The following is a 25,916-nucleotide window of genomic DNA, read 5'->3' on the forward strand; positions in this document are numbered from 1 at the left end:
TCTTATGAGCATTAGAAAATTTATTTTAACCTTGATAATTCTTTCTCTAGCTCAAAATATTTTTTCTAAAAACGAAATTAATATCTTAGAAAATGAAAATTATATTGTAAAAGAAAATATAAAAACAGAAATTAAAAAACTAAAACAAAGTTTTTTACTTGCATCTGTTGATGTCGCCATTAGCCAGCCCTACATAGAATTATTAGATTTAAATGGAGACCTGATACAAGAACTTGTTGGCATTAGTTATTCATTTATAAATGTATTTTCAAAAATTGGATCTTCTGCTATTATTTCATTTGACCTATCAAACGAAGCTTCAAAAAAATACAAAATCACAAAATTAGAATTTTTAAGTTCAGATAAAGGCAATTTTATTAATAGTCTAAGTAGTCTTACTAGTGGAAAGCAACAATCAAAAAAAGAGCTTGCAAAAGATGCTTATTCATTTGGCACATTAAGAACTGAATCTCTTTCAAAAACAATTGCAGAATATTACAAAAATAATAACTGGTATTATATTTTAGCAGCAATAACAGTAGAAAATAATATAAATAAAGAAACTAAAAAATACGAAATTAGAATTAACCCTAAAATATATAATGATTTCCAAAAAAATTTGAGATTACATTTTAAAGGAAACCAAACAAAAAAGTTCCCAATACCCATTATAGAATAAACCAAAAATTAATATAAAAAATATTTTTACTTCTCTAAGAGAGCTAAATATATGATAATAAAACAATGAGCAGCAACAAAACAATAATAATAAATTTAAATAATTTAGAACATAACCTAAATTTAATTAAAAATAAAATTGGTGAAAAAGAAATAGTGGCCACCTTAAAAGGCGACGCATATGGTCACGGGCTTATAAATATCTTTAAATTTTTAAAATCAAAAAAAATAAATTATTTTGGACTCTCTAGCATTGAAGATGCTAAAACACTTAAAAAAATTGATAAAAATATAAAAATATTGATGTACATTAAAGTGGATAAAAAAGAAATTAAAAATTTGATTAAACTTGAGTTATTACCATTTGTTGCTGATTTTGAATATCTATTTTTAATAGAAAAAGAATGTGCATTGCAAAAAACTAAAATAAAAGTCCACTTAAAAATTGATATTGGAATGAATAGATATGGAATAAAAATAGATGGTGCCCTTGAAATAGCCACATACATTCAAAATTCAAAATTTCTAGAACTAGAGGGAGTTTGCTCACATCTCCCATCAACAGAAAACTTTAAAACCACACAAAAACAAATAGAACAATTCTTATTTTTTTTGGAAACGCTAAAACAAAAAAATATTAATCCCAAATTTGTCCATATTTCTAATTCAGGACACATTATCAACTACAAACTAAGTCCACAATTTAATATGGTAAGACCGGGTCTTATTCTTTACGGTTATTACCCATCGCTAAAAAACAAAAAACCTGCTTTAAATTTTAAGCCCGTATTAAGTTTATTTTCAAAAGTAATATTTATCAAAAATATAAAAAAGGGTGAAAAAATTTCATATTCAGGCATATTCCAAGCAAAAGAAGATATGAAAATAGGAATTATTCCAATCGGATATTTTGATGGAATACCTCAAAATATAAGTAATGATTTTTATTTTTTAATAAACAATAAAAAATGTAAAATAAAAGGAAAAGTTTGCATGAATCTAACAATAGTAGAAATTCCCAAAGACCTAAAAATTAAAACAGGTTCAAAAGTAGAAATTGTATCAGAAAAATTAAGTATAGATGAAATGAGCAAATTTTCTAAAAGAAGTAATTATGAATTACTATGTAATATAGGAAAATATGAGAATAAAAAATACTTAGATTAAATTGCCCAAAGAATCAAATTTTTGAAAATCTATCAAATTACCTCTAGAATCATAAATCCACTTATAAATTGAAAATCCCCCAACATCATCTCTTAATCTCAAATCCGGACCATAATTTGACTGCTTTGATATTTTGCCAAATTTATTGTATTCATATTTATAAACACTAACTCCATGAATATCCTCTTGCAATTGTCCCAGGCTGCCAAAATTTTTTTGAGAAATAAGCCTATTTTGTTTATCATATTCATATAAATATTCAAAAACAAAATTAAAATCAGCAACCAAAACTCCATCCTTAGAATAATTTTTCTTTGAAATCATATTGCCATTAGAATCATAACTAAATTTATACTTTGAAACTCCTTCAAAATCATCTATTGGATTAACAAAATCCCCGCCAAAATGTTCTTGAGCAATCAAAAATCCTTCTTTGTCGTAAGAGTACCTGTAAATCATCACGCCTTTAACATCAGCTATTAAATTAAAATTTTTATCAAAAAAAATATTTTCTATTAGATAAAAATTATCATCATATTTATAACTATAAATAGCAATGCCTTTAAAATTATCCATTATTTCATACTTTTCCTCATAAACAGTAGGAATATCTCTATTATAGTTTTTATTAATCTTATTACTGTAGTTTATTATCCTTTTTTCATTATTTTGGATATAAAAAATAGTCTTCTTCATGGCATACCCATTTTGACTGATTGTTAAATTATTATTATTGTCATAATTATATTCTTTATAATAACAATCTTTCTCTTTAAAATAATATTCATAACGATAAATTGCTACATTATTTTCATCAGGAGTTAAGTTGTTATTAATATCATAATTTAAAATCTCAATAACTTTTCCATCAACATCATAATGATATATTTTAGTAGCTACAGAAAATGGATTTGAAACAGTGTGAGCTGATTTATCAAGATATTCCTCTTTAATAAGATTATGATTAGCATCATAGGTTAATCTAAACCCACAAGTACCATTTTTTGATCTTACAATATAACCATTCTCATCGCAATACAAAACCGTTTTAACAAATTTGTCATGATCATAGCTGATCTTTGTAAAATATACATTATTTAAATCTTTAATTTGAATCCCTGATTCATTAAATCTGTAAACACTAAACTCTCTCTCATTATCGTATAAAAAATGGTAATAAGAAACACCATATTTATCCCTAACCATTTCATTAGACCTATTATAATTAAAAATATTTTTAATCCTGCCATCACTCATATACTCTATATGTTCAATGTAAACACCATTATTATTTTTAAAAGCAAATCCCCTATTTAGAAATATGCGCCTCTCACTGTGCTTGGATCTTTCTATTTTAATTTGGTTTGCATTAAAAAAAGAAGGCATTAAAATACTAAGCTTACCAATATAATCAACTAAAATAAGATTATTATTGCGATCATAAGTAAATTTATATCCGCACTCTTCCTCAGACTCTTCTTTTGTAATCTCATATTTGCCTACTATACTGTAATTAACAGAATAATCTGCAAACTTATAATAAACTTCTTTTGAAAAAAGAGGAGCACTAATAAAAAAAATTATAAATAACATGAATAAATTCCTTGATAAATCAACCCTATTTTGATAGATTTATTATACAATAAATCTATCAAAAGGAGCTTAAAATGGCTAAAATTTCTAAAAACGCTCAAAGATCGGGTTCAAAAGAACTAATAAGTCGATGGGGAGGGAAAATTATAATGAAATCAAAATTTGAAAATGGAAAAATAAAGCATTATGCAGAATGTCAAACTTCAAAAAATATAGCAAGAAAGCCAAGGGATTTATTTTAACAAATAAATCCACTTACCTGTAAACGCTATTTTTTTTGCATTCTATCACTAAATTTAACCCAAGCTTCATCTTGCTCTTGTTTTGTATAGTTCTTATTTGTTACTTGCTTAAAAGCTGCGCCTTTTTTTGGGAAAGAATTTCTAACCTGTTCTTTTATTTCCTCTCTTTGCTTTCTAATTTTTTCCAATTGCCTTTTAACTCTTTCATTTGAATCAAAAAGGCCGCTTCCACTTTTATTCAAACCAGCTCTAAAATCCAATCTAGACAAAGCTTCTTTATAGCTTTGATGCTTGCCTGTCAAAAACAAAACAATTCTTTTAAACAAACTTAAATCCTTATAAGCAGTATTCAAAAGCGAATACAAGTCAAGTTTATATATTTTATATAAAGGCAACAGTTCATTACTATTTTTAAAGTATTTAGCTGCTTCAACTTTAATCAAATCTTTAAGATGAACTTGAACACTTTGTGTTTTATAAATTCTTCTGTAATGAGAAACAATAAGGTCAAGAAACTTGACTTTATTTTTTAAGCAATACTCATTCATAATATATCTAGATACTAATCTATTAAGAAGCTCTTCTAAGCCTTCTTCTGTGAAAATAGAAGAAGGATCATCTCCAAAGCTAAGAATTTTAAATATACTAGCTCTTAATTCACTATTAAGAAATTGCAAAACCTTTTCATATTCTTCTAGAAAAAACTCATATGCAAAAGGCTTGTACAAATAAAAATTTTCTTTTACTTGAAATATTTTTGGCAAAATATCATTAATTTTAGATTCAAAAAAATACATATTAGCAACTAACAAAAAATTTTTAGGATCACTCAGCCCTTCAGAATAAACTTTTAAAACCCCAAAAAACTCTTCTGTATCAATTGAACCTTTTTTAAACTCTAAAGTCTTTTCAATTGCTTTTAAAGATTCATCAATTTTAATAGCTTCTATGGCCTTAAGCTCTTCTAAGTCTTTTTCATTTTTAATAAAAAGATTAAGAAACTCCAAAAAAACAAAATAATTTTTTGAAAAAGTAATTCCTTTCTTACCAAGAACTTCATCCTTGATTTCAATTATGCCATAGAGAATCTTGGAAATAGCACCAATAATATTCTTGCCCTCTTCTAAAACCCTCTCATAATCAATAAGTTTTAATCCTTTTATTCTAACAAAAACATCTTTTACAACATTATTAGAAGCAATATTAAAAAATATTTTTTTAACAAACTCAATAAAATATAAAGCCCTGCTAGATGGAATTATCAATGATTTCCAAACTAATATTTCTTTTAATTGTGATTTTGTTTCAAAAAATTTATAGTTAATATCTGAATCTGCAATAGTTATAAATTCATTCTGAAAAACCAACAAACTAGATTCTATATTCTTAACAGTAAGCAAAGAGCTAAAAAGCTCTATTCCTATATAAGTTTTCAAAAATAAATCATCAATAGAATAATAATAAAAATCATAACTGGCCTCATCGGTTAAAATTATGCTATCTGGCAAAAATTCTCCATCTGTTGCTATTTTATTAGTAACTATTCCTCTTCTAACTTCATAAAGTTTACGAAATAAAAAATCAAGCTCCCCTTTTAAACCTCGTATTCTTACAGAATGCTCTTCTATAAAAGAAGAATAATCTATAGCTTCCTTTTTATAAGACAAAATCGTTTTCAAAATTGATTTTTGGGTATCAGAAGATATTCCTAGTTGAGAAATCAAAATATCTAATTCTTTGCTACTCATATAAAAAATTTCTGGTAATTTTTTCATATTGTTCCTTATATTACATTTAAATAATAAAACATATTACATTAAAAATATATTAACAAGCCAAAATTAAGATCAAACAATCAATAAAAGTTAAATAACATTAAATTATATAAAAAATATAAAAGCAAAAAAATTAAAGAAATGCCCCTACTGAAAACTCCTTTAAATTTAACCACTAAAAATAAAACTAAAGTTATAAATACCATTATACTAAAATCTAAAATATAAATATCTTGCAACAAGATAGGTCTGAAAAAACTACTACTAGCTAAAATAAACCCAATATTAAAAATATTGCTACCAATAATGTTGCCAAATGCAATGTCTGATTCTTTTCTAATTATTGCAAAAAGAGATACAACAAGCTCAGGAACACTTGTCCCAAAAGCTACAACTATAATTCCAATCAACTTTTCACTAACATTAAAAACATTGTTGGCAATGTAAAGAGCCCCATCTACCAATAATTTCGATCCTAAATAAAGAAAATACATGCTAATAAAAAAACTTAAAGAATTAAAAAATACAAAATTTAAACTCTGATTTAAATTGCTTGCACCTTCTTGAAAAGAATTTTCCAAGCTGGCATGCTCTTTTTCTTCTTTATAAAAGAATAACAGATAGGATAAAAACAAAATTAAGATACTAAATGAGCTAAAACGATTATAAGGTGTTACAAAAAAAGAGTAAGATCTAAAATCAAATGAAAGCAATAAAAGAAGAAACATTAATAAAAACAGAAACATAAAAGAAAGCTTAAGTCTTTTAAAATCTGCCTTAATCTTTAAAAAAAATCCCGCTAAAGGTAGAGCAAGCAATATATTAATAATATTGCTGCCAATAACATTAGAAACAACAATTTCATTTTTACCCTTAAAAGCTGCCACCAAACTTGTAAAAAGCTCTGGAGCACTTGTTGAAAAAGACACTATTGTAACTCCTATTAAAAGTGTTGGAACTTTTAAATAAGTAGCAATACCAACTGAACTTTTTAAAAGCAAATCACCACCAAGATACAATAAAAAAATCCCAAATCCTACATAAAAAAATTGAATTAAATGTTCCAAATGAATCTCCTTTATAAGAAACAACAGTTTAAAAAGAATCTAAATATTCTTTTAAACTGCCTTTAACCATATAATAAACATTAGATGCGTTCCAAAGACTAAAGCCACTACCAAATGACTCTTTGACCCCTTTAAGCTGAAACTTTAAATACTTTAAATAAATCTCATCATTCACAAATCTTTCTTTTCCTAGCAAAAAAGCTTGAACATAAGGCCTAATGACAGCCCTATCTAAAGAAAAAGCAAGTGCTCTATCGCTTCCCTCTTTATAAATTCTATAAGCTCTTTTTGTATAATAAAAATTGCTTGGCAAAAAATCATCAGTATAATGCGAAGGATAAAACATAGGAGATATAACATCAACATAATCTGATAACATTGCAATATTTTGCCCAATACTGTTAGTAGGAAACCAGCCATTGTACCCATAAATATCAACAGAAATAGGAACATAAAGATGTTCTCTTGCCATAATCAAAAAAGATTCAAGAGCATCAACGGGTTGCATCTCATACTTATTCATTCTTGAGACTGCAAGAGATACAGGCCCATCTGATGGAAATCTGATATAATCAAATTGTATCTCGTCAACTCCAAAAGATTGTATTTCTTTTGCAATAGAAATATTATACTCCCAAGTAGCAGGAGAAAAAATATCTACCCAATGCTCTACTTGCACATATTTCATAAGACCACTAGAATCAACTTTTTCAATAAAATAAGCCCAGGGTTTATTGGTCTTTTTATTCCAAAGAGCGTGCTTAAAATTATCATGATAATACAATTTTGCATCTTTAAATACAACACATCTAGCAATAACATAAATTCCAAGCTCTTTGGCTTTTTTAACAATATAAGAAACATCAATAAAGTTTTTAACAGATCTCAACTTATTGGGCAAAGAAAGCTTGCTAGAATAAGTCAAATTACCATTATCATCTTTAAAATCAATTACAACGGCATTCATACCCGAATCTTTAATAAATTTAAATCTTTCATCAACTGCTCTCTTATTACGCAATGTATATGCTGTTAAATAAATAGACCCCTTATTTTTAGCAAGCTGCATCCTTTGTGATTTTTCAAAAAAATCTTGATCCTGTAAAGATAATTTTCCAATAAATACCCATTGCCCATTAAAATAAGAATAAAAATGATTATCATATGTTCTAACTAAAATTTTTTCTACATTCTTGCTAGATAAGTCTAAAATACGTATTATTTGCTTTTTAAAAGGAAAAGAAATTTTTTTAATAAATCCACTTTTCTGACTAATTAAAAAAATATCTCCATAAACTCCAGAAGAAAAATATAAATTATTTGTCTCTTCTTTTGAAAATTCAATAGCGCTAATAATGTCATAATATCCTGCGCCTAAATAAATCTGTGGAATTAAACGATTTAAATTTTTAAAACTAACAGCTCCATTAACACTAAGATAAATGCCATGAATCGCAGTTCCAATAGCAATGCGTTTATACTCTCCTTGAGAAAAGGCGCTCGATGTAATATACGCACTACTGTTAAATTTGTCAATTCCCACTAATTTTTTAAAATTTTTTGAATAATCATAAGAAACGTAAAGATTGTTACTTGTAGTCAAAAAGGAATTTGAAGAATAAACATCTTCATAAATAGAAGTAATTCGACTAGGAATAAGTTTATGAAAAGGATAAACCCACCTAGAATCTATCCCATTAACTTGAACTTTGGTTATTTTCCCATTAACATTTTTACTCAAAAATCCTTTATGAACAAAAAATAAACTATATTTTTTAAAAAATTCTTCATCAATTAATGAATATATAGTAAAAACTTTAAAAACAAAAAAGAAGAAAATAACTATCCAATAGATAAAAATCTTCATATACATTAATACATGATACTTGCAAATCAAAAAATATTAAATAACAATGATCTTTATTTAACCAATTGAATCTCAATTAAATTCAAAAATATTAAAATATTGTAACAAATTTGCTCTTAAAAATCTTAAGCCCTGCCATAAAGCCTTGTAATAAAACTTATATTTTTACTCAAAGCAGTATCTAAATCACTTTCTAATAATCTAAAAATACAATTATCTAGAGTACTTTTTGGAATATTTACTCTAAATTCATCTCTTAAATTAATATAATCTTGCATTGGCACTATTACATTGTTAGAAACGCTATTCATAGCACTTCTTATCATGTCCCAAACAACAAAATTTTCATTTGTATTTAAATAATCAAAAATGTACTTTTTATGCAAATCATCTAAAGAGTCAACAAATCCTCGTATTGTATCATTATCAGTAATTCCTGTATAAACTATACAATTTTTGATATAATTATGAGGAAGGTTCTGATTGTCTGAATCAAAATCAAAGGCAAGCTTCATCATTTTCATTCCTGGAAAATTAAAAAAATCTCTTAGTCTTGAAACATCTTCAAGATCATTTTCAAAATCTTCAACCCAAATTTTTAAATCTTTAATTTCATTTAAAATAAAATTGAAAAAATCCCGTCCTGGTGACTTTACCCACAACCCATTAAGAGCATAAGTCTCACCGGCACTAACTTCCCAAGTAGAAACAAAACCCCTGAAATGATCAATTTTAATTATATCTGCACACTTTCTTAAAATCCCAATCCTTTTGGCCCACCATTCATACTTAAATTTCTTTAAAACATTCCAGCTATAAGCTGGACTATCCCAAGCTTGCTCTTGTTCTAAAAAATAATCTGGAGAAATTCCTGCAACCTTATCTTTGCTTGCATCAAATCTCAGCTTAAAATATTTTTGATGTGCCCAAACATCAGCAGAATCATAAGCTATAAAAAGAGGCATATTAATAACTAACTCAATCCCCTTATCATTTGCATAGCGCTTTAAAGCTTGAAACTGTGAAAAAAAGAAATACTGCAATACCTCTTGCACTTTAATCTCTTTTGAAAGAAGATTTCTCAATTTAAACAAATCTTTTTCATTTCTTTTAAGAATTCCTCTATCAAAAAGAACATTAAAAGCATCCTTTGACTCTTTAAAAAAATATTCTTTAAATACAACAAAACTTGCAAAATCTAAAAGCCAATAAGAAGAGTTTTTTTTAAATTTTTCAAAGCTTCTAACCTCATCAACCGAAGCTCTACTAATAAAATTTAAAGCAGCTTCTTTAAGAAATTTATCTTTAAAGCTCAATTTTTTTAAATCAGAATATCTAGTTTCATTTCCCTTTAAAAGACTCAAATCCGAATCTATAAATTTATCAATTGCCTCTAAATCAATATAATAAACATTACCAGCAAAGGCTGAAAAAATTGAATAGGGAGGGGATCTTGTAAAATCAATAGGAGAATAAGCAAACATTTGCCAATAACTTTGAGAAGATGCAAATAAAAAATCTATAAATTTATAAGCCCCTTTGCCCAAATCTCCAATGCCATATTTAGATGGCAAAGAACTTATGTTAAGCAAAATACCGCTTTTTCTTTTTAAATTTAAATTAATTCTTATTTTTTCATATTTCATATAAAACCTCTATTAATTAATAATTTAAATAATTTCTTACTGTATTATAAATTATAATCAATATCAAATCAGAACAACATATCAAATAGCAATTTTAAAAAAAATTTAGAAATTAAATACTTTTATGATAAAATCTATTAATGAGTACCAAGTTGACTACACTATTGTTGCTATTATTTTTAGTCCAAAGCTTGGCTTTTTCTTCTGAGATCTTTGAATTCAAATACATCAAAGGCTCAAAGTTTAGATTAGAAGGTATAGATAATCAAAAAATATATTTAAACGGCCATTATAATTCAAGCTCTACGACCAATATTCAGATTTCAAGTGAAATAAAAGACATAAAAGAAAAATTTGCAAACATTAAAGCTTTTTTTAGAATCTTAAAAAGAGAAAATATTAATGAACCTTACCTATTAGATGAAGAATTTGAAGAAACCTTCATCGTAAATAAGCAAGGAGAATATGTAATAGGAGCAAATCAAAAAAGACCCTCTGTTAGAGGCATTCCAAGATTTCCAAAAACACCAATCAAAATAAATGAAAAATGGACATATCCTGCAGAAGAATATATAGAAGCATCAAAAATAGATAAAAGCATAAAAGATTTCGTTGTAAAATTTAATGTTAACTACGAATATAAAGGCAAAGAAGAATACAATGACAAGCATTATCACATAATTCTTTCGAATTATGAATCACAATATAATGTAAAAAACATCTCTTTCTATCAAAAAGTAGACCAAAAAATTTATTTTGATAATGAAATCGGCAATACATATAAATATAGCGATAAATATATATTTGAAATAAATCAAAACAACAACCAACATTTTAAAATGATTGGGAATTCTATTGGAAGAATAGTTTCAATTGAACTTCCGAATGATAATCTTATTGAAAATGAAGTTGAAAATTACATTCAGGAAAAAAAAATAAAAGCTATTGAAGTTGAAAAAAATAATAAAGGCATTAATTTAAGCTTTGACATTGAATTTTATCCTAACTCATTCCAAATACTACAAAAAGAATATAAAAAACTTGACCTTATAGCTAAACTTCTTGAAAAATTTAAAAAAAATAACATATTAATAGAAGGGCATACTGAACAATTTGGATTAGAAGAAGAGATGCACGAGCTCTCTGAAAAAAGAGCTCGTGCAATTGGAAATTATTTAATAAAAATGAAAGTAAAAGACAAAGACCAAATACTATTTAAAGGATGGGGATCTCAAAAACCAAAATATCCTAAATCTTCCCCATTAAAGGCTAAAAATAGGCGAGTAGAAATTACAATATTAAATAACTAGCTTAAGATGTATCATCTTTTTTTCTTTTTTTCTTTTTTTGTCTGACAACTAATACATAAAAAAGCATAAGGAATTGCTAAAAGCCTCTCTCTAGCAATCTCTTTTTCACAAGCCAAGCACTTACCATAAGAATTTTGAGAAATTCTATAAAGAGCTTGATTTATTAAATTCAACTTTCTCTTTTCAACAAAACCTAATGCTTCAAGATTATTTCCATCCATATTATCAAAAGCAATATCTACAACATCCTTTGGATACATGTCATTATTAATTATTTCCTTTTTGCTATTTTCTACAGACTTAATAGAATCTAATATCTCTCTTTTTTCAGCCGAAAGAAATTTTTTTATCTCTTCGATAAACTCATGCTCAGAAATAGCTTTTTGCATGATACCTCCCTATAAATTACATTTTTAAAAAACTTCGTGTAATTATATAAACAATTTCTTATAATGTAAACAAAAAATAATGCTTTTATTCTTAAAAAGAATAATTGAAATGATATGTTTAATCATGTAAAATTTATCCTATTAGAGAAAATTATGGAGGTTGTCTTGAATATTAAAGAAGAAGCTATTGAAACCGAAGGAGTTGTAAAAGAATCCCTTCCAAATACCATGTTTAGAGTAGAGCTTAAAAACAAACATATTGTACTTGCCCATTTATCTGGCAAGATGCGAAAACATTTCATAAAAATAGTTCCTGGTGATAAAGTAAAAGTTGAACTATCTCCTTATGATCTTACAAAAGGTAGAATAGTATACAGGGAAAAATAAAATTAACCCCCCCTAAAAAACTTTCAAGTGTTGTAAATATTGATCTTTTAGATCAAATTATCTTTTAAGGACACAATAAAATTCTTATGAATCCAACCTTGAAGTCCATAACTTGTTTCAATAAGAACAAAATCGTCTTTGCTGTCAAGAATATAAACACTTGCATTTCCTTTTAAAAATCTCCAACTCCTTGAAAAGTTGTCAGGAACTTTATAAAGAGAGACTAAATCACCCTTAATTATTCCTACCTCAGATTGTTGCTCAGAATAAAAATAATATGTTTCAAATATAGTAAAACAAACTGAAGAAAAAAGTAAAAATATAATTATTTTTTTCAAATTTTTTGCCAAAAATCTATAAGAAATAGATACGACTAAAAAATTTATCAAAAATAAGCTAATAATAAAAAAAATGTTGGAAAAAATAAAACTATTGTTACGAATATTATCTGTAACTCCATTTTTAGCTTCAATTAAATCAATAACCTTATAAGAGGTTTCATTATTTGGAGAAGCCAAAAAGGCCTTATAAGCTGAATAAATAGCATCAAAATCTCTGTCCATTTTACTTAAAACAAGAGCTCTATTTAACCAAAGTCCTGAATAATTTGGATATTTTTTAAGAATATTATCAATCTTAATAAGTGCAGCATCATAATTTTTAGTATTATAGTTTTCAATTAAATCATTTATATTTTTTTCCGACAATAAACCATCATTTACAGCATTTAAACTAATGCCAACAGCTAATATTAAAATAACCAGCCCAAAACTTGATGCTGCAAAAAATTTTTTATAGTTAATTAAAATAACTAAAGATAATAAAAATCCTGGAATCAAAAGTAAATAATAGTATGAAACAAAAAACAAAAAAGTTTTATTTTTGTAATTCAAAATATCAGCATAAGATAACAGTTTAAAATCAGAATCTACATTATTTTGTACTCTGTTTATATTGTTAAACTCTCCTGAATATTCGTACTTCAATTTTTTCCCTTTAAGGGTATAAACTGTATCATTATCGGGATTTAAATAATTAAAATCACCAATATTCAAAAATACACTGCCTTTAGTGTCAGGCTTAACTGTATAAATTTGAGAAATACTGCCCTTGTATCCACTTTTAGAAGGCTTAAAACTATAATTCTTCTTTTTATTAAGAATTTTAGAATTGTAAGTTTCAATCTCTGGAAAGTAAAAATGTGGAAAATTCCCTTGACCTGTAATTTTTATTAAAATAGTAAATATATCTTGCTCAATTGTAGAATAAGTTGGAGCCTCATAATCAATTCTAAAAGTTCCCACTGCTAAAGATTTAACCTCTTCAGGAATTGGTTTAACCTTTAATAAAAGCTCAGGAGCATTCCTAACAAGGCCAGAATCAATATTAAAAGAAAAACTAGGAATCAAAACATTTTTTGAACCCTTAAGAGGAGTTAACACAAAGTTATAAAAAGGCATATCTAAAATTTCTTTATTATGAAAAGTTCTATATTTAATATCCCCAAATATAGGCATCTTTTCAACCATTGCATCCTTAATAGCAGGCAAAAATCCAGACATTTCATTAGAATTACTATCTGAAAGCCAATTTGAGCGCAAAACAAGCCCAATACTTTGATATTCATAAACTTCTCTTTTATCAAGATCCCAATATAAATCAACTGGTAAACCAAAAGAATTTATTTCATCAGCCCTTAGCACACTAACTTCAACTTCCGAAGATAGATAAAAATCACCCTTATAAATTACTTTTAATGGAGGAATCTTAATAAATCCTAGGCTCTCAAAAAGATATTCAACTTTGATCTCAACAAAAGAAAAGTTATTATTATCTGTTGTTCTAGATATTGATAAAACATTGGAATTGGATTGAATTTCTTTATTTATTTCAACTTTTAGCAAACTTGCGTCAATATCTTGCAAAGGATTGTTAAGCCTTACGATCTGAATAAATTTGTCGCCCTTTAAAACTTTAACATTCTTAACAAAATCAATACCCGTAAGCGAATAAAGTCTTGCGATTGAAAAAAAATAAATAAAAAATATTACCAATCTTCTTTTGGAGCAACTAGATCCTCGTCTATTTTTCTCAACCATACAACCCTCTCAAGATTTTCAATATACCTTAAAAAATTTTCATTGCTTTCAACAAAATTTTTACTTTTTTCTACACTTAAAGAATTCAAACTATCACGCACCGTTCGTTTTTTTATTATTGCAAGTTCAAGATTATATTTAGCATTATAACTGCTAGGATTAATCTTTAAAGCTTCCTTAAAAGCCATTTCAGCTTTATGATAAAGTCCTTGATTATAGTATATTATCCCCTCGTTATAATTGACATTAAAATTTAAAAAAATATCATTGGTCTTCTTTGCATAAGAGAATATTCTAAGAGAACTTTCATACTCACCTAAAGAATAATATACAACACCAAGATTGTAATATCCCCAAGCAGAATATTTTTTATCCTCTACAAGATTATAATAATTTGAAATTGCATTTTGATAATTTCCTCTAACATATTCGTAATTGCCAATAGCCATTAAAGACATGGACTTGACATTTGAACAAGACAAAAAACCTAACCACAAAAAGCAAGAATATAAAACTACTAAAAAGTTTCGTCCCACTTTATCATCCTGACAAATAAATACATAAAAATAAACAACAACGAAATAACCAAAAAAATTTTATATCTTGATACATCAACAAGTATAATATCGTTTGACGTTCTTCTTATTATACCATTTCTTATATCATTGACAACAAAGTTAATCCCTTTTAAATACAAATTATAATATGATCCTTTAAGAGAAGAGGCAAGAAGAAGTAAATTTTCTTCATTTATCCCCGTTTTAACAAGATTCCCATTTTTATCTTTAATGCTTGAATTTTGATTAAATAAAACGGGATTACTCCCTCCAATCCCAACCACAAAACTTTCCAACTTTAAATTATTGACAAATTTAGAAAACCTATAATAATTATTTTCTCCCCAGTCATCGCCATCTGTTAAAATAACTAAAAAATTATAATAAGAGTCATCCTTAACACTAGAGATTACACTAAAAACAGCATCTCCTAAAAAACTCCCCGGGGAGCTTATTAAATCAGGCTCTATATAATTTAACATCTTGTTTAAACTGTTTTTATCCTTAGAAAAAGGTAAAACCAATACAGACTTTCCTTTAAAAATAGTAAGAGAATATTCTGCATTCTCAAAATTACTTAAAATTAAACTAATCATATTTTTAGCACTCTCAAGCCTATTAATAATTTTACCTTCATCCACACTTAACATGCTAAGAGAAATATCAAAAATAAAAGAAATTCTTAATTTACTTCTTTCATCCTCAACAGCTTTTTGTCCCCAAGAAATATCCAAAATGGATAAAATTAAAAAAATCAAGCTCAAAATAAAAAACATTGTCATGAGAACTTTTTTAATGTAATAATTTTGAATATAGGAATTGTCTGCATACATAAAGCTTAAGGTTTTAAAAAACGGAATATTTCGTCTAAAATCAAGCACACATACAAAAAAAATAAACAATAAAATTAAAAAAAAGTATAAAGCACTATAATTATTTATACTCATAGTATCTCTTTTAAGAAAATTTTTGAAAAAATAAAATAAATAAGCAATAAGCAAAGCGCTAAAACTAAAAATTCTTTATAAATATCTTTATTGTCAACAGCTATTTTAATTTTTCTCTCCAAATTTTCCTTTTTTGAAAAATCTTGAATTGCAAATTGAAAAGAAAAATCATCATTAACCGAATAAAAAAGCCCCCCCGTTTTATTTGAAATCTCAACAAGCATACTAGGATCATAAACCTCTTTAAGACTTCCTTGATAAAATTTTCCAGATCTTAATTTAAACTCAGCACTAAATTCCTCAGAACTTCCAATACCAATAGAATAAATCTTAACATTTAAACCTTGAGCAAGATTGATCACTTGATCTTTATAAATCTCATCTGAATTAACAACCCCATCTGTTAAAACCACTATTGATCTTTTAAGAGCTTCAGAATACTTTAAATGAGATAGCGCAATAGAAATACCTAACCCCAAAGCAGAACCATTGCCAAGATCCATAATATAAATATCATCTAACTTTTTATTAAAAAATTCTCTATCTGTTGTTATAGGCACTACTATTGAAGCATCTTTTGCAAAAGCTACCAAACCAATATTATCATTTTCACGTTGAGAAATAAAACTTCTAATCAATTCTTTTGAAAACTCAAGTCTATTCTTAGAAGAAAACTCAACAGCCCCCATACTAGGCGATATGTCAAGAACAATAACAATGTCAGCACCAGCGCTAAGATGTATCATCTTCTTTTTTGAAACTGAAGGACCTGCTAAAGCAAACACCATAACCATTGCAGCTAAATATAAAAAAGAATAAGTAAAAAAATACATCAAATTTAATCTATAATCCTTAAGTTTTAAAGAGTTGAAATTGCCGTAAAGTGATATTGGAAACTTTATCTTGCCCCCTCTATTTTTAAAAAAATGATTAAAATAAATTATTAAAGGAAAAATTATTAATAAAAACAAATATAAAGGCTCATTAAATGTTAACATTGGCGCTCCTATTAAATTCTTCAAAATTCGATGCTGCGGTTCTTAAATCCTCTAAAACAAAAGACAAGCTATCGAATACTAAATCAACACCACTAAATTTGCTAAAATCAGAAAGCCTTAACGTATTGATAAAAGTTGAACGAATCTCGTAAGGAACCTTAAGATCTTGCAAAATTATAGAAATTTCTGTTGTAGTAATCGCATTAAAATCAAAACCTGTTTTTTTAGATAAATAAACTCTTAAAGAAGAATTTATTAAATTATAAAATGTACTTTGATCTCCACCTTCTCTAACATACTTAGATAAAATAGTAAACTGCCTTTGCAATACTTTATAAGGCTTTCTAAGTCCGTGCTTAACTATCAAGTAAATCAAAAGCCGATTTAAAAGCTTTAAAAGCTTAACAATCAAATAAGGAATCAAAAACAAAACAAGAATAAATAAAAAGAAATAGGTGTTTGTTCCAGGAATAAATAAAACGCCTTCTATATTTTTAATTTTAAAATCAGAATCATTAGATACTAGTTTATCTGTATTGATTTTTATATTCTCTAGAATAACCTTGTTTTTCTTGCCATTACTAATTACATCCCCAATATAAATAGAAGGAAGAGAGCTACTTCCAATATAAAAAGAAACAAAATTAACTATTATTTCATTTGTTGTGTCATTAAAACTAATTGAATTTACTTCAACAAATTCATCTTTAATATTAATATCTTTAAAATCTACAGGAAAAAACTCTTCACCATCATTTAAGATTAATGAAACTTTAAAATCAACAGAATCACCTACATAATAACGAGTCGGCATAAATATTTCATTTTTTATTTCATAAGAATGCAAAGATAAGGTTAAAAAAAGAAAAAGATTTGAAATAACTCTCTTCAAAATCTATTATCCTTTTTTAAGAAGAATTTTAAGTTTTTTAAAAACATCTTCTTTAGTATCAATCTCAATAAAACTAATATTTTTTTTAATACATTCTTTTTTCCATTTTATTTTATCAAGCGTCCAATAGTTTTTATAATCATTTAATGTTGGCTTACTAAACCCTGAAACTAAAAAATTTTCCCCAGTTTCAATATCTTCACAAATCAAAGTCCCAATTTTAGGAAAATTTTCATCAAAAAAATCTGAAATTCTTATAGCAATAACATTATGTCTCTTGCTTAAAACATTTAAAGATTTAAAATAAGCATTCGCCTTAAAATCAGAAATAATTATAACTAAAGATCTTTTTTTATAATATTCTGCCGTATTTTTAAAAATATAAGCCAAGCTGCTACCTGGCTTAAGATTTCTATTAATCGTTTCACTTAATATCAATCCCAAGTGTGAATGACCCTTGCTAGAGGGTATAAACTTGTCTGTTCCACTTGAAAAAAAGGTAACGCCTATTTTATCATTATTAAAAAATGCCATATGTGCAAAAATAGAAACCAACAAATCCTGAACATCCTTTTTATTTACCTTGTCTCCCAAGCTCATAGAAAGCGAATTATCAACAAGAAGATGAAGATTCATCCCCCTATCTTCTTTGAAAACCTTTGAAAAAATGCTATCGGCTTTTGAGCTCACATTCCAATCAATAAATCTAGCGTCATCAGAATCCTCATACGGCCTAAATTCATGAAATTCAAGACCAAGACCTTTAAAAATTGAACGATAACCACCAAAATTAAGCTCTGAAAGCATTTTCCTTGAAAAGAACTTTAAAGCTTTTATCCTAGTTTTAGTACTGCTACTTATCTCATTATCTTGTATCATTTCAAAATTATTTCCTAAGGAAGCGCTACAGCAGAAAGAAGCATTCTAATAATATCATCAATGCTCATTTCCTCTACCTCTGCCTCATAAGATGGTGTAATTCTATGCCTTAACACACTGTAAGCAACAGCTTTGACATCTTCTGGCAGAACAAATATTCGCCCCTCATAAAGAGCATTAACACGAGCACATTTTAATAAACTAAGAGAAGCCCTAGGAGATGCGCCAAATTCAATATATTTGGCAAACGGATAAGTTTTCTTATCTCTCTCGCGAGATGCTGAGATTAAAGTAACAATATAAAGCATTATTTTGTCATCAACTTTTACTCTACCAACCGTTCTCTTAATATCAGCTAACGAATAAGCATTCATCACCTTTGCAACTTTAATATTTTCAAGACGTCCATCTACTGAAAATATTTTCAAAAGTCTTACTTCATCTTGCACTGATGGATAATGAACATTAACTTTTAATAAAAATCTATCAAGTTGAGATTCTGGCAAATTATAAGTCCCCTCTTGCTCTATTGGATTTTGAGTAGCAAGAACAAAAAACGGATCCGGAAGTCTATGGGTTTCGTCTCCAAGAGTTACTTGTCTTTCTCCCATAGCCTCTAGAAGAGCCGACTGAACTTTTGCAGGAGCCCTATTAATTTCATCTGCTAAAATAACATTTGAAAATACTGGACCTTTTCTAACCTTAAAAGTGCTTGTAGCACTTTTATAAACCATATTACCAGTAAGATCAGATGGTAAAAGATCTGGGGTAAACTGTATGCGCTTGAACTCAAGATCAAGAACATCAGATACAGTTTGAATTGCAAGAGTCTTGGCAAGGCCTGGAACTCCTTCAAGCAAAACATGCCCATCTGTTAAAAGACCCATTAAAATAGCATCTATCATTTCTTTTTGACCAAGAACTCTGCTTGCAACTTCTCTTCTAAATTTATTTATCAAATGTAACGCATTCTCTACTTCTGAATCTATTTGAAAACTACTCTTCATAATACTCCTAGTCAAAATCACTCTAAAATATAAATTGCACTTAAACGATAATAATATTATCTGTAAAGCAAAACCAAATTTCTGTCTACTCTTAATCTTGAATTTAAAGACTTTACTTCTATTTTACTAAATAAATCTTTAATCTGATTGACTTCAAGGTTAATTCTATCAAATTTACCCTTATATGCCATAATCAATCCCCCTCTCTTTAAAAGACTCTTTAAAATTAATGCATATTCATTCATACTTCTAAAAGCTCTAATTGTAATAAACTCATACTTCTTTTTTTCTCTTTCAATCTCATATTCTAAAATTTTTACATTTTCTAAATCAAGTTCTAATTTTATCATTTTCAAAAAAGTAGACTTTTTTTTACTTCTCTCTAAAAGATAATATTTTCTAGAAGTGTCAAAAATAGATAAAATAATACCTGGAAATCCAGCACCACTTCCAACGTCAAGAATTTCAGAAGGATTAATCTCTTTAACAGTAGACAATCCTAAAAGAGAGTCTATAACGTGTAGATTAAGAATAGAATTGAAATTGCTATTACTATTTGAAATTAAATTAAATCTGGTATTTAAAAGCAAAATTCTCTTTATATATAAATTTATTTTCTCAAGATCTTTGTAAGTAAACTGAAAATTATGTTGTGATAAGGCAAATTCAATATCACTTATCATAAAGAAAAATTTATAACTACCTTATTTTTAGGATTTGAAAAATATATTAACAAAACAGTAATGTCTGTACTTCTTATTCCAGGAATTCTACTTGCTTGAGCAAGGGTAGCTGGTTGAACTTTAGAAAATTTCTCTCTAGCTTCTCTTGAAAGACCTTCAATAATCTCATAATTAAAATCAAATGGCAGCTTAACAAGCTCTAGATTATCAAGTTTTTTAATCAAATCTTTTTGTCTATTAATATAACCTTCATATTTAATATCTAGTTCAACTTGTTCTAAAATTACTTTTGAATCACTTAAACTAGGATCAATCTTTATAAGATTATCTAAACTAATAGAAGGATCTTTTAAAATATGGTAAAAATCTTTACTAACATGTTTTTTTAATTGCTCATCAACAACATCTTTTAAACTAAGGCGCCTTTGCTTTAAAAGCTCCTTTATCTCTTCAACTCTCCTCTCCTTAAAAAGATATCTTGAATATCTCTCCTCATCAACAAGTCCAAGATCATATCCAATCTTAATCAAACGTTTGTCACTAGTATCGTGCCTTAAATTAAGTCTGTGCTCAGCTCTAGAGGTAAACATTCTGTAAGGCTCTTTAGTGCCTTTAGTAACAAGATCGTCAATAAGCACTCCAATATAAGAACTAGTTCTTGTTAAAATCATTGGCTTTTTATTTTGAAGCCTAAGAGCAGCATTAATTCCAGCCATTAACCCTTGAGCTGCTGCCTCTTCATATCCTGAAGAACCATTGGTCTGACCTGCTATAAAAAGTCCTTTAACTCTTTTGCTCTCAAGATTTGGGTAAAGTTCAATTGGATTTATATAATCATATTCAACAGCATAACCAGGCCTTGTAATAACAGCATGCTCAAGGCCTTCAATACTGTTAATCAATTTTTGCTGAATATCTTCGGGCAAAGAAGAGCTAAGACCATTAAGATACATTTCTTCGGTATTAAACCCTTCAGGCTCAATAAAAATTTGATGCCTATCCTTATCTTTAAATTTTACTATTTTATCCTCAATAGAAGGACAATATCTTGGGCCATTACCCACAATCTCGCCAGAATAAAGGGGTGACAAGTGCATATTCTCGCTAATTATTTCATGAGTTTTTTTATTGGTATAGGTTACATAACATGAAAGTTGAGATTTGTCTAACTTAGCATTTGAAAAAGAGAAGGGAATAATGTCTGAATCTCCAAATTGAACCTCTATCTTTGAAAAATCCACACTTTTTTTATGAATTCTTGCCGGAGTGCCCGTTTTAAGCCTGCCCATTTCAAATCCAAGACCAAGTAAAGTTTTATCAAGCCCATAAGCAGAAAATTCAGCAAGCCTACCCATATCAGCTCTATACTCACCAATAAATATTTTACCTCGAAGAAACGTACCCGTTGTAAGAACCACAACGCTTGATCTAAACTTATTGCCTCTCTCTGTAACAACACCTTCAATTTCATTTCTCATAGAATTAAGAATAAAATCAACAACTGTATCTTGAAAAAGATCAAGATTACCTTGACGCTCTAAAGTTTCTTTAGCCTTGGTTTGGTACATTAATTTATCAGCTTGCGCGCGTGGAGCTTGAACTGCAGGACCACGACTTTTGTTTAAAACTCTAAACTGAATCATACTAAAGTCAATAATACGACCCATTTCACCACCAAGAGCATCAATTTCTCTAACCATATTGCCCTTAGCAAGCCCACCAATAGCGGGATTACAAGAAAGCTTACCTATTGTATCTAAATTTTGAGTAATCATTAAAGTTTTAAAATTCAACCTTGAAAGAGCAAGGGCAGCTTCAATCCCCGCATGCCCTCCTCCAATAACAATCGCGTCAAAATCCATATTTATTTCCCCAAACAAAAATTCTTAAACATATTGTCAAGAACATCTTCACTGCTAACTTCTCCTGTTATTTCCCCTAAACAGTTAATAATCTCATAAGCATCAAATGCTAACATATCATAACTTACTTGGTGATCAATTTTACTAAGTAAATCTAAAATCAAAGCATAAGCTTTCTCTAAAAGCTGCACCTGACGACTTGATGATATTATTATATCATCAAGCCCAATCTCTACTCTCTCATAAGAGATTAAATCCTTTATTTTTTCATAAAGAATATCTATTCCTTCTAAATTTTTAGTACTAATCATTATTAAATTTGAAGAATTTAAGACGTTTGAGCGAACAAATTCCTCAGTGGATTTATTTATCTTTAAGTCTATCTTATTCAAAACAAACAATATTTTACTATTAGATTTATTTGAATCAATAAATAAGAAATCATCTCTTGTTAAATCTGAACTAACATCAATCACATAAATTACTAAAGATGCTTCCTTTATTAAAGAATTACTTTTTTCAATTCCTAATCTCTCAACAAAATCATCAGCATCTCTGAGTCCTGCTGTATCAAAAAGATTAAATAAAATACCATCAAGCTCAAAACTTGCTTCAATATAATCTCTTGTAGTCCCTGGATATGAAGAGACAATTGATCTATCTTTTTTGAGAAACAAATTAAATAACGAAGACTTTCCAGCATTAACAGAGCCTGCTAAAACCAAAGCAACACCACGATCAATTTTTTCATAAACCTTATAAGAATTAATTAATTTTTTAAGCTCAGCTTTGCTACTTAAAATTAAGTCAAAAGGAATGCTAATCTCATGATCATCAACCTCATAATCAAGATAAACACTAACAGCTGAGAGAAAATCTAAAATACATTTTTTTATTGCATCTATTTTAACAAACAAAGCTCCAGAAAGTTTATTAACTGCAAGAGAATAAGTTTTATTAGTCTTGGCAAAAATAATCTCATGAATTGCTTCTGCCTTTGTAAGATCAATCTTTTTAGCAAGAAATGCTCGCAAAGTAAATTCGCCAGGCTCAGCCATCCTAAACCCACTTTTTAAAAACAAATCTATAATCTTTTTAATCCCAATCACAGAACCATGTGCCATAACTTCAATAGCATCTTGCCCCGTAAAGCTTTTTGGTGCTCGATATAAACAAACAACAACTTCATCTACCTTGCAATCATTCTCATTATCTAATATATAACCATAATGAATCGTATTTCCAGGTGCTGAATTGAGAGCTGAAGGATTTGAAAAAATTTTAGAAAATTTAGATATAGAAGAAGAACCACTGCTACGAATCACACATAAGGCGCTACTTAAAAAAGGTGTTGCAAGAGCTACAATATCATCATCTCTCTCAAAAAACTTACTCATACTTTAATGTATTATAACATAATAAAAAAGACAAAATTGATTTGTAAATATGTTTATAATAGCTTATAATTAATTTTATAAAAATGAAAACAAAACTTGAAACTGAACTAAAAGAAGTCTTAAAAAAAGAACTTCTCTTGGTAGAAGAAATATATAATTCATACTTAAAAATAAAAGAAAATATCGAAAATAAAAATGAAATAGAGCTTAAAGAAGTTGCAAACAAAACAAAAAAATTGCTTGAAAATTTTAAAGAAATTGAAAGCAAAAGAGATGAAATTTGGAAAAAATTTACCAAAAATGAAAACTTTAAGTCAACTTACGAAGCTGTAGAAAAATTGACTACAATTTACAAAAAAGAAATATACGACTATCTACACAAATTGAAAATTGGAATACTGAATATTAAAAATTTAAACTACATAATACAAAACTATGTAAACACGTCCCTTGACATGTTATCAATAATATTCCAAGATATCCAAGAAAGCGTAGAAAATGTAACTTACAAAAACCCTTACGGGCCAAAAATTGGACGCTTAAACGAAGCTTCCGTTTTAATAAATAAAAAACTTTAAAGGAGTTTAGAGTGGATTCAACATTTTCAGGAATAGAAATTGGCAAAAGAAGTTTATTTGCACATAAAGATGCTATGAATACAGTTGGACACAATTTATCCAATGCTACAAAGCCTGGATATTCAAGGCAAAGAGTAATAATGAAAACCGAAACTCCTCTTTATGCTCCACAATTAAACAGAGCCAAAAAACAAGGACAATTAGGCCAGGGAATCGTGGTTCAATCTATAGACAGGGTAAAAGATGAACTGCTTAATACAAGAATTATTGAAGAATCGCACCGACTAGGATACTGGACTTCACAAGACAAGTTTATATCAATATTAGAAGATGTTTATAACGAACCTGAGGATCAATCAATAAGAAAAAGATTAAATGATTTTTGGGAAAGTTGGCACGATCTAGCAAATCAACCACAAGGTTTAGCAGAAAGAAAAATAATTCTAGAAAGAGGCAAATCTTTTTGCGAAGGAATAAGAAATAGATTCCATTCGCTTGAAAGAATTTACATAATGGCAAATGATGAAATAAAAATTACAACAGATGAGGCAAACAATTACATTAGAAACATTGCAAATCTTAATAAACAAATTGCAAAATCTCAAGCAATGAAAGATAATCCAAATGACTTAATGGATGCAAGAGACTTAATGGTTGAAAAATTAGGCAATATAATAAGTATATCAATTGAAAACAAACAAGATCCCAATGAATTTTTAATCCACTCAGAAGGAAGACACCTTGTGCAAGGTTCAATTGCGAATGAATTTAAACTAGAAGCTACAAACGGTCCCACCAGAACTAGATGGAACATTTTGTGGGCAAATAATGACAAAGCTTACCTTAAAACGGGAAAGCTGGGATCTTTGCTTAACATAAGAGATGAAGGGGTTAAAAATGAAATCAATGAACTAAATAATATAGCTGTCAACATTATAGAGATTGTTAACGAAATACATGAAGCAGGACATGGAATGGACAAAAAAAATGGAAGAAGCTTTTTTTCTCAAGAACTAAAACTAACTGATGATCGAGGCAGATATGATACTAACGGAAATGGCCAGTTTGATTCAGTTCATATTTTCAAAATTAACAGCACAAACGAAATATTTCCAGAAGAAAAATTAGGATTTTATGGAACTCTTAAATTTGGGGCTACAAATAGCAATGAGATTATAGAAATACCCTACAATGCTCCAGATACGGTTCAAGATGTGATAAATAGAATAAACAATTCCGATTCACAAGTTACAGCAAGAATTAACTCAGAAGGCAAGCTTGAAATCAAAGCAGTTAAAGAACAAGAAGATGAGAACATAACATTTAGAATTAAACATATAGAAGATTCTGGATTATTTCTAACAAAATATACAGGAATATTAAATACATCTGGACCTGAAGGAGCTTATGATTATAAAAATATTGACACAACAGGCAAATTGGCGCTCAAATCAACTTATTCAATCTCACCTCTAAAAAATCCTGCAGCATGGATAAAAGTTGCAGACACAATAGACTCAGATCCCTCAAAAATAGCATCAGGAATTAGAAATCCAACAAATGAAATATCTATTGGAGATAACCAAGCAGCGCTAAGAATCTCCTCTTTTGGAAATTCTCAGATTATGATTGGCAAAAATTTAACACTAAATGATTACTTTGCAAATACAGCATCAAATATAGCAATAAAAGGACAAATTTCAGAAATCACAAAAGAAAGCCAATCTCAAATACTAAAAGATTTAACAGATCTAAGAATGTCTATTTCTGGAGTAAACAAAGATGAAGAACTTGCAAACATGATCGAATTTCAACAGGCATTTATTGCAGCAAGTAAATTTATCACTGTTTCTACTGAACTAATAGACACAGTAATAAATAAAATGGGAGTATGAG

23 protein-coding genes are annotated in these 25,916 nt (G+C 28.0%); 7 read left to right on the forward strand and 16 right to left on the reverse strand.

Annotation, left to right across the window (positions count from 1 at the left end; genetic code table 11):
- Positions 1-4: 4 nt before the first annotated feature.
- Together Bmayo_RS00780 and alr are read left to right on the forward strand one after the other, a co-directional pair.
- Positions 5-679 (forward strand): S2/P23 family protein, encoded by a 675-nt coding sequence (locus tag Bmayo_RS00780; RefSeq protein ID WP_075551875.1) that lies wholly within the window; start codon positions 5-7, stop codon positions 677-679.
- A 47-nt stretch (positions 680-726) separates the two neighbouring features.
- Entirely contained in the window at positions 727-1,845 is a 1,119-nt protein-coding gene (gene alr, locus Bmayo_RS00785; protein ID WP_145924573.1) for an alanine racemase, read from the forward strand.
- Here alr and Bmayo_RS00790 read toward each other — a convergent pair.
- Positions 1,837-3,438 (reverse strand): hypothetical protein, encoded by a 1,602-nt coding sequence (locus Bmayo_RS00790; RefSeq protein ID WP_075551877.1) that lies wholly within the window; start codon positions 3,436-3,438, stop codon positions 1,837-1,839. The two genes, alr and Bmayo_RS00790, sit on opposite strands and share 9 nt — an antisense overlap.
- A 74-nt stretch (positions 3,439-3,512) precedes the next feature.
- On the opposite strand from Bmayo_RS00790, the gene Bmayo_RS06985 reads away from it, so the two are divergent.
- Positions 3,513-3,680 carry a hypothetical protein gene (locus Bmayo_RS06985; protein ID WP_145924574.1) on the forward strand — a complete coding sequence of 56 codons (168 nt, stop codon included), beginning with the start codon at positions 3,513-3,515 and terminating at the stop codon, positions 3,678-3,680.
- A gap of 26 nt (positions 3,681-3,706) precedes the next feature.
- Here Bmayo_RS06985 and Bmayo_RS00795 read toward each other — a convergent pair whose 3' ends face one another.
- The 4 genes from Bmayo_RS00795 to malQ form a co-directional block, all read right to left on the reverse strand.
- Positions 3,707-5,455, reverse strand: coding sequence for a hypothetical protein (locus tag Bmayo_RS00795; RefSeq protein ID WP_075551878.1), 1,749 nt, complete (start codon positions 5,453-5,455; stop codon positions 3,707-3,709).
- A gap of 80 nt (positions 5,456-5,535) precedes the next feature.
- Entirely contained in the window at positions 5,536-6,522 is a 987-nt protein-coding gene (locus Bmayo_RS00800; RefSeq protein ID WP_075551879.1) for a calcium/sodium antiporter, read from the reverse strand.
- Positions 6,523-6,550: 28 nt separating this feature from the next.
- On the reverse strand, positions 6,551-8,395 hold the full coding sequence (locus Bmayo_RS00805; protein ID WP_075551880.1) for a putative glycoside hydrolase: 1,845 nt from the start codon (positions 8,393-8,395) through the stop codon (positions 6,551-6,553).
- Between the two features lie 119 nt (positions 8,396-8,514).
- Entirely contained in the window at positions 8,515-10,035 is a 1,521-nt protein-coding gene (malQ, locus tag Bmayo_RS00810; RefSeq protein ID WP_075551881.1) for a 4-alpha-glucanotransferase, read from the reverse strand.
- Positions 10,036-10,175: 140 nt separating this feature from the next.
- Between malQ and Bmayo_RS00815 the strand changes: the two genes are divergently transcribed.
- Complete coding sequence (locus Bmayo_RS00815; protein ID WP_075551882.1) at positions 10,176-11,345, forward strand: OmpA family protein; 1,170 nt, start codon at positions 10,176-10,178, stop codon at positions 11,343-11,345.
- Between the two features lie 11 nt (positions 11,346-11,356).
- Here the strand turns inward: Bmayo_RS00815 and Bmayo_RS00820 are convergent, their stop codons facing one another.
- Entirely contained in the window at positions 11,357-11,734 is a 378-nt protein-coding gene (locus Bmayo_RS00820; RefSeq protein WP_075551883.1) for a TraR/DksA family transcriptional regulator, read from the reverse strand.
- A gap of 165 nt (positions 11,735-11,899) precedes the next feature.
- On the opposite strand from Bmayo_RS00820, the gene infA reads away from it, so the two are divergent.
- Positions 11,900-12,121 carry a translation initiation factor IF-1 gene (infA, locus tag Bmayo_RS00825; protein ID WP_006433515.1) on the forward strand — a complete coding sequence of 74 codons (222 nt, stop codon included), beginning with the start codon at positions 11,900-11,902 and terminating at the stop codon, positions 12,119-12,121.
- Between the two features lie 47 nt (positions 12,122-12,168).
- Here infA and Bmayo_RS00830 read toward each other — a convergent pair whose 3' ends face one another.
- From Bmayo_RS00830 to mnmE, 10 genes are read right to left on the reverse strand one after another with little or no spacing between them, the layout of a single operon-like run.
- A complete protein-coding gene (locus tag Bmayo_RS00830) occupies positions 12,169-14,175 on the reverse strand; it encodes an SH3 domain-containing protein (protein WP_075551885.1) in 2,007 nt (668 codons plus the stop codon).
- Entirely contained in the window at positions 14,169-14,756 is a 588-nt protein-coding gene (locus Bmayo_RS00835; protein WP_075551886.1) for a tetratricopeptide repeat protein, read from the reverse strand. Before Bmayo_RS00835 ends, Bmayo_RS00830 begins: the two co-directional genes overlap by 7 nt.
- The gene (locus Bmayo_RS00840; RefSeq protein ID WP_075552488.1) at positions 14,738-15,724 is read right to left on the reverse strand and encodes a vWA domain-containing protein; all 987 of its coding nucleotides are present in this window, start codon (positions 15,722-15,724) and stop codon (positions 14,738-14,740) included. Before Bmayo_RS00840 ends, Bmayo_RS00835 begins: the two co-directional genes overlap by 19 nt.
- Positions 15,721-16,722 (reverse strand): vWA domain-containing protein, encoded by a 1,002-nt coding sequence (locus Bmayo_RS00845; RefSeq protein ID WP_075551887.1) that lies wholly within the window; start codon positions 16,720-16,722, stop codon positions 15,721-15,723. The genes Bmayo_RS00840 and Bmayo_RS00845 overlap by 4 nt, the downstream gene beginning before the upstream one ends.
- Positions 16,709-17,614, reverse strand: a complete 906-nt coding sequence (locus Bmayo_RS00850; RefSeq protein WP_075551888.1) for a hypothetical protein — start codon at positions 17,612-17,614, stop codon at positions 16,709-16,711. Before Bmayo_RS00850 ends, Bmayo_RS00845 begins: the two co-directional genes overlap by 14 nt.
- Before the next feature lie 6 nt (positions 17,615-17,620).
- Positions 17,621-18,493, reverse strand: coding sequence for a DUF58 domain-containing protein (locus tag Bmayo_RS00855; protein WP_075551889.1), 873 nt, complete (start codon positions 18,491-18,493; stop codon positions 17,621-17,623).
- A 14-nt stretch (positions 18,494-18,507) separates the two neighbouring features.
- On the reverse strand, positions 18,508-19,500 hold the full coding sequence (locus Bmayo_RS00860) for an AAA family ATPase (RefSeq protein WP_075551890.1): 993 nt from the start codon (positions 19,498-19,500) through the stop codon (positions 18,508-18,510).
- Between the two features lie 56 nt (positions 19,501-19,556).
- Entirely contained in the window at positions 19,557-20,183 is a 627-nt protein-coding gene (gene rsmG / locus Bmayo_RS00865) for a 16S rRNA (guanine(527)-N(7))-methyltransferase RsmG (protein ID WP_075551891.1), read from the reverse strand.
- Positions 20,180-22,045: a tRNA uridine-5-carboxymethylaminomethyl(34) synthesis enzyme MnmG gene (mnmG, locus tag Bmayo_RS00870; protein ID WP_075551892.1), complete on the reverse strand. Its 1,866-nt coding sequence runs from the start codon at positions 22,043-22,045 to the stop codon at positions 20,180-20,182. Before mnmG ends, rsmG begins: the two co-directional genes overlap by 4 nt.
- Positions 22,046-22,047: 2 nt before the next feature.
- Positions 22,048-23,442, reverse strand: coding sequence for a tRNA uridine-5-carboxymethylaminomethyl(34) synthesis GTPase MnmE (mnmE, locus tag Bmayo_RS00875; protein WP_075551893.1), 1,395 nt, complete (start codon positions 23,440-23,442; stop codon positions 22,048-22,050).
- A gap of 83 nt (positions 23,443-23,525) precedes the next feature.
- Between mnmE and Bmayo_RS00880 the strand changes: the two genes are divergently transcribed.
- Together Bmayo_RS00880 and flgK are read left to right on the forward strand one after the other, a co-directional pair.
- Positions 23,526-24,020: a flagellar protein FlbF gene (locus Bmayo_RS00880; protein WP_075551894.1), complete on the forward strand. Its 495-nt coding sequence runs from the start codon at positions 23,526-23,528 to the stop codon at positions 24,018-24,020.
- A gap of 11 nt (positions 24,021-24,031) precedes the next feature.
- Positions 24,032-25,915 carry a flagellar hook-associated protein FlgK gene (gene flgK, locus Bmayo_RS00885; protein WP_075551895.1) on the forward strand — a complete coding sequence of 628 codons (1,884 nt, stop codon included), beginning with the start codon at positions 24,032-24,034 and terminating at the stop codon, positions 25,913-25,915.
- Position 25,916: the final 1 nt, after the last annotated feature.

The organism is Borreliella mayonii, from assembly GCF_001945665.1.
GTDB lineage: Bacteria > Spirochaetota > Spirochaetia > Borreliales > Borreliaceae > Borreliella > Borreliella mayonii.

Excerpts from the sequence above, each read along its gene's own strand:
- Bmayo_RS00780 (WP_075551875.1), top strand. The coding sequence starts at position 5 with ATGAGCATTAGAAAATTTATTTTAACCTTGATAATTCTTTCTCTAGCT.
- Bmayo_RS00790 (WP_075551877.1), bottom strand. The coding sequence starts at position 3,438 with ATGTTATTTATAATTTTTTTTATTAGTGCTCCTCTTTTTTCAAAAGAA.
- Bmayo_RS06985 (WP_145924574.1), top strand. The coding sequence starts at position 3,513 with ATGGCTAAAATTTCTAAAAACGCTCAAAGATCGGGTTCAAAAGAACTA.
- Bmayo_RS00795 (WP_075551878.1), bottom strand. The coding sequence starts at position 5,455 with ATGAAAAAATTACCAGAAATTTTTTATATGAGTAGCAAAGAATTAGAT.
- Bmayo_RS00805 (WP_075551880.1), bottom strand. The coding sequence starts at position 8,395 with ATGTATATGAAGATTTTTATCTATTGGATAGTTATTTTCTTCTTTTTT.
- malQ (WP_075551881.1), bottom strand. The coding sequence starts at position 10,035 with ATGAAATATGAAAAAATAAGAATTAATTTAAATTTAAAAAGAAAAAGC.
- Bmayo_RS00815 (WP_075551882.1), top strand. The coding sequence starts at position 10,176 with ATGAGTACCAAGTTGACTACACTATTGTTGCTATTATTTTTAGTCCAA.
- Bmayo_RS00820 (WP_075551883.1), bottom strand. The coding sequence starts at position 11,734 with ATGCAAAAAGCTATTTCTGAGCATGAGTTTATCGAAGAGATAAAAAAA.
- Bmayo_RS00840 (WP_075552488.1), bottom strand. The coding sequence starts at position 15,724 with ATGAGTATAAATAATTATAGTGCTTTATACTTTTTTTTAATTTTATTG.
- Bmayo_RS00845 (WP_075551887.1), bottom strand. The coding sequence starts at position 16,722 with ATGTTAACATTTAATGAGCCTTTATATTTGTTTTTATTAATAATTTTT.
- Bmayo_RS00855 (WP_075551889.1), bottom strand. The coding sequence starts at position 18,493 with ATGATACAAGATAATGAGATAAGTAGCAGTACTAAAACTAGGATAAAA.
- Bmayo_RS00860 (WP_075551890.1), bottom strand. The coding sequence starts at position 19,500 with ATGAAGAGTAGTTTTCAAATAGATTCAGAAGTAGAGAATGCGTTACAT.
- rsmG (WP_075551891.1), bottom strand. The coding sequence starts at position 20,183 with ATGATAAGTGATATTGAATTTGCCTTATCACAACATAATTTTCAGTTT.
- mnmG (WP_075551892.1), bottom strand. The coding sequence starts at position 22,045 with ATGGATTTTGACGCGATTGTTATTGGAGGAGGGCATGCGGGGATTGAA.
- mnmE (WP_075551893.1), bottom strand. The coding sequence starts at position 23,442 with ATGAGTAAGTTTTTTGAGAGAGATGATGATATTGTAGCTCTTGCAACA.
- Bmayo_RS00880 (WP_075551894.1), top strand. The coding sequence starts at position 23,526 with ATGAAAACAAAACTTGAAACTGAACTAAAAGAAGTCTTAAAAAAAGAA.